Source organism: Microcoleus sp. K4-B3 (assembly GCF_036704615.1).
Taxonomy (GTDB): domain Bacteria; phylum Cyanobacteriota; class Cyanobacteriia; order Cyanobacteriales; family Microcoleaceae; genus Microcoleus.
This window is the reverse complement of the sequence record NZ_JAUBSF010000180.1, coordinates 1-4,019: the sequence shown is the minus strand read 5'-3', so window position 1 is coordinate 4,019 and position 4,019 is coordinate 1. Positions and strand designations below refer to the sequence as shown.

Sequence of the window (4,019 nt, the reverse complement as noted above, 5' to 3'; positions counted from 1 at the left end):
GGTGGCATTGTTGTCATCTCACTTATTTGACTCATTGTCAAGTACAATTTATACCAAATTAGATGAGCTTACCCTGCTTTGACTACCAAACCATCTTTCCAATAGCAGATCGAGATTTGGTTGCTTTTGGAATCAATGATTTGACCTTCAATTTTAACGGTGTAATCATTGTACCACTTGGAAATTACTACAAAATCATAATTTTTGTCGGCTGAAACAGCGATATCTTGACTAATTAATTTTGATGCTCGAAACTCAACTAACATTTTTTTTTAAAAGATTTCTCTTCCTTGGTGGCAGTTTTATTTGCCGCTAGTAATCGTACCATCTCCTTCAATCATCACAGTGTCATCGGAGTAGTATTTTTCCAAAGCTACTGATGTTTGGAATGTCTCAACAAGGTCATTGATATCTGCGAGTTTGATTTGCAATTCTTCAATTGTCATAAATAACGCGATCGCAGGTTTTATAGCCGAAGTTAGAAGTCACGCACTCTTAGAGTGATTTTGACTTCGATTATAGATTATAAAAAATTATTCAGGAATCAGCAAGACAATAAAACGAATTTCCCCCCTAACAGGCGAGCTCGCCCGGAGATTTGTTAAGAAACTCGATCGATCTGGCTGATGCCGATCGACTTGTGATAGATTTCTTAAACCTGAAAGCGGGAAAGTCCGGTGCAATTCCGGCGCTGTGCCGCAACTGTCAAAGTCAGAATGCCGATTTCAGGAGTTTACTTTAGATTCCCTGCGTCGCACGGGGAGGAGTTTCTTTGTTAGCTTTGAGTGAATTGCCGACTTGTCCTGGTTTATTTTACGGTTCCCGCGCCCGAGACGGAATATTATCGAGAATGCGGATTCCGGGGGGAATTTTAAACGCGCAACAGTGTTGGACGATCGCGGATTTGGTCGATCGATACAGTACCGGTTGTTTGCAAGTAACGAATCGGGCGAATTTGCAAATCCGAGACTTGAATTCGCCAGTTTCTGATGAAGTTTGGCAAGATTTGCTGGAATTGGGATTGGCATCTCGCCGCGTTGAAGTTGACCCGATTCGCAATATTATGGCAAGTCCGACAGCAGGGATCGATCGACAGCAACTACTCGATACTCGCCCGCTAGTGAAAGCTTGGGATGATTACCTGCAAACGCATCCCGAGTTGTCGGAACTTTCGCCTAAGTTCAGCATTGGCTTCGACGGCGGGGAATCGGTTTCGATTCGCGATTTACGCAACGATATTTTATTAGCTGCTGAAGGGCGATCGACTAAATCAGAAATCGTTTTTCGGCTGCATTTAAACGGCGAGACAGGGATTTTAATCCAACAATCGCAATGTATTTCAGTCTTAGCCGCCTTTGCTAGCGCGTATCTTGAATACACAAAAAATCAGCCTCGAATTGATGGCAAAAAACCGCGTTTGCGTCACCTGCTGGCAGATTGGGGCGCTGAAAGTTATCTAGAAAGGGTACAGCAGAATTTACCATTTTTATTGCAATTCACATCTGACACCTTTCCCCAAAACAGGCAAGATGCCTGTGAAGCGAAGAGTGAATTTCCTTGTGGGGTGGGCATCTTGCCCGCCCGCTGGATCGCCTCATCTGAAAAATCCATCCCCAATCACCAACATCTCGGCATTTATCCTCAGCAACAGTCCGGTTTCTCCTACATGGGAATTGCACTGCCACTAGGTAGGCTAGAATCAAAACAACTGCGGAATTTGGCAAATTTAGCCCAAAATCTAGCCAGCGGTACCGTGAGACTGACGCCGTGGCAAAATCTGTTGATTTCTGACATCCCCAACTCCCAACTTTTTGAGGTCAAACAGCAAGTGGCCGATTTGGGATTGCACTCGTCGGCGACTCGCCTAGATTCGTGCTTGGTGGCTTGTGCCGGCAGCAGCGGCTGTGCGTCGGCGGCGACAGATACTCAAAGTCACGCCTTAGCAATGGTGAGGGATTTAGCGCAAAAATTGACGATCGACTTGCCGATTAACATTCATTTCAGCGGTTGCGAAAAGTCCTGCGCCCAGCACCGGCCAATTGATATCACGCTGGTAGGAATTCAGATTGAGCGAGGAGACGAGGCGATAGAAGGTTACAAGATTTATGCGGGTAGAAAAGATTTGCCCTTCGGGCGACCAATTTTTCCGGCGGTTAGTGCCGGCGAGATGCCCGGTGCGATCGAGCGAATGTTGCGGGTGTATGAGCGGTTTCGAGAGCCTTTGGAGTCATTCGGTGAGTTTGTCGATCGGCTGGCGATCGACCAATTGCAGGAGTTTTTGAACACCTAAAATGGGAATTTAAAGTGAAAAAAGATTCCATTAAAACTGACAAGTTTTAATCATTTCTCTTTCTATATCTCTCGATCTTTCTTCGCGTCCTTTCCATCTTCGCGGTCAATCAAAAAAATCTTTTTCACAAATCCAACAAACTTCCCATAGCAGTTTTAAAAAATGATTGACTACATTCGAGACGGAACAGAAATCTACACCAAATCCTTTGCCACAATTCGAGCCGAAACAGATTTGTCAACCTTGCCGCCCGATTTAGAATCGGTAGCCGTGCGACTAATTCACAGTTGCGGTATGACCGATATTGTTGCAGATTTAGCAGCTTCGCCCGGGGCCGCAACCTGCGGACGCCAAGCCCTCTCTGCAGGTGCGCCCATCCTGTGCGATGCCCGGATGGTGGCCGAAGGCATCACTCGCAAACGCCTTCCCGCTGACAATCAGGTGATTTGCACCCTCTGGCATTCCGAAATCCCGGAGTTGGCGCGACAAATGGGAAATACTCGATCGGCCGCGGCGCTTGATTTATGGCTGGACAACTTGCAGGGTGCGGTTGTGGCAATTGGCAATGCCCCGACTGCTTTGTTCCGACTGCTGGAAATGCTGGATGCCGGAGCACCCAAACCGGCTTTAATTCTGGGTTTCCCGGTAGGATTTGTGGGGGCCGCCGAATCCAAAGCCGAACTGGCCGCCAACAGTCGAGGAGTGCCATTTATGACGTTGCACGGGCGGCGCGGTGGCAGTGCAATGGCAACGGCGGCCGTGAATGCGTTAGCGAAAAAGGATGAATTATGACTAAGGCTACTGGTAAATTGTACGGTTTGGGTATTGGCCCTGGCGATCCAGAGTTGATTACTTTGAAAGCTTATCGGATTTTGCAATCGGTGCCGGTGATTGCCTATCCGGCGATGGAAAATGGTAAGGTGCTGGCGCGGGCGATCGTCGCGGATTATCTGCGCCCGGAGCAAATTGAGATTCCGATGCCGCTGCCTTTTAGTCCGACGCGATCGTCTCAACCTTATTATGATATTGCTGCCGAGAAAATTGCCGCACATCTGAGCGAGGGACAGGATGTGGCTGTGCTATGTGAGGGCGAACCTTTTCTCTACGGCACGTTTATGTATCTATTCAACCGTTTGTCGGGAACATTTACCACTGAAGTTGTGCCGGGAATTTCTTCGACAATGGCGAGTGCCGCTGCGTTGGGAGTGCCGCTGACTTATCGTAACGATGTGTTAAGTATTATGCCTGCGACGCTGGATGCTGAGGTTTTGCGCGATCGGCTGGCGGTTGTTGATGCTGCTGTGATTATTAAGCTGGGGAGGCATTTTGCGAAAGTCCGGGACGTGCTGATTGAGTTGGGACAGTTCGATCGAGCACTGTATATAGAACGCGCAACTATGCCGAATCAGCGAATTCGGGCGATCGTAGATGTCGATCCCGCTGAAGTTCCCTATTGGGCTCTGATTATGATACCCAGTCAGCAAAAGTCTGTATCCTAATATTTCCATGCCTGAAGGCGACCCGCTTCCAGGCTTTACCTACTTTTTTGTCCATTCTTTCCCATTTATCAACCATTCCTGATATTGATAACTCAATCTTATGACTCTCATCAGTTAATCTGTTGTTAAAATACTTTACAAACCTTAGGATATGCTTTATGTTTATTTACATGGCGGAACACAAAGCCGTCACGAACATTGAAAACCAAATAAAGCAATCATAAACAAAT

Annotated in this window: 5 protein-coding genes and 1 riboswitch; of the genes, 3 read left to right on the top strand and 2 right to left on the bottom strand. The window is 47.1% G+C overall.

Annotated elements, in window-relative coordinates:
• Positions 1-68: 68 nt before the first annotated feature.
• Both QUA78_RS31950 and QUA78_RS31945 read right to left on the bottom strand, forming a co-directional pair.
• Positions 69-266: a hypothetical protein gene (locus QUA78_RS31950; protein WP_333307024.1), complete on the bottom strand. Its 198-nt coding sequence runs from the start codon at positions 264-266 to the stop codon at positions 69-71.
• A 36-nt stretch (positions 267-302) separates the two neighbouring features.
• Positions 303-446: a hypothetical protein gene (locus QUA78_RS31945; protein ID WP_333307021.1), complete on the bottom strand. Its 144-nt coding sequence runs from the start codon at positions 444-446 to the stop codon at positions 303-305.
• Positions 447-650: 204 nt separating this feature from the next.
• Positions 651-730, top strand: a riboswitch (adenosylcobalamin-variant (AdoCbl-variant) riboswitch).
• A 42-nt stretch (positions 731-772) separates the two neighbouring features.
• On the opposite strand from QUA78_RS31945, the gene cobG reads away from it, so the two are divergent.
• From cobG to QUA78_RS31930, 3 genes are all read left to right on the top strand, one after another.
• The gene (cobG, locus tag QUA78_RS31940; protein WP_333307020.1) at positions 773-2,290 is read left to right on the top strand and encodes a precorrin-3B synthase; all 1,518 of its coding nucleotides are present in this window, start codon (positions 773-775) and stop codon (positions 2,288-2,290) included.
• 162 nt (positions 2,291-2,452) lie between these two features.
• The gene (locus QUA78_RS31935; RefSeq protein ID WP_333307018.1) at positions 2,453-3,082 is read left to right on the top strand and encodes a precorrin-8X methylmutase; all 630 of its coding nucleotides are present in this window, start codon (positions 2,453-2,455) and stop codon (positions 3,080-3,082) included.
• On the top strand, positions 3,079-3,789 hold the full coding sequence (locus tag QUA78_RS31930; RefSeq protein WP_333307016.1) for a precorrin-2 C(20)-methyltransferase: 711 nt from the start codon (positions 3,079-3,081) through the stop codon (positions 3,787-3,789). Before QUA78_RS31935 ends, QUA78_RS31930 begins: the two co-directional genes overlap by 4 nt.
• Positions 3,790-4,019 lie beyond the last annotated feature (230 nt).

Bases quoted from the DNA above. Each gene is read 5' to 3' on its own strand.
- QUA78_RS31945 (WP_333307021.1), bottom strand. From the start codon at position 446: ATGACAATTGAAGAATTGCAAATCAAACTCGCAGATATCAATGACCTT.
- QUA78_RS31950 (WP_333307024.1), bottom strand. From the start codon at position 266: ATGTTAGTTGAGTTTCGAGCATCAAAATTAATTAGTCAAGATATCGCT.
- QUA78_RS31930 (WP_333307016.1), top strand. From the start codon at position 3,079: ATGACTAAGGCTACTGGTAAATTGTACGGTTTGGGTATTGGCCCTGGC.
- QUA78_RS31935 (WP_333307018.1), top strand. From the start codon at position 2,453: ATGATTGACTACATTCGAGACGGAACAGAAATCTACACCAAATCCTTT.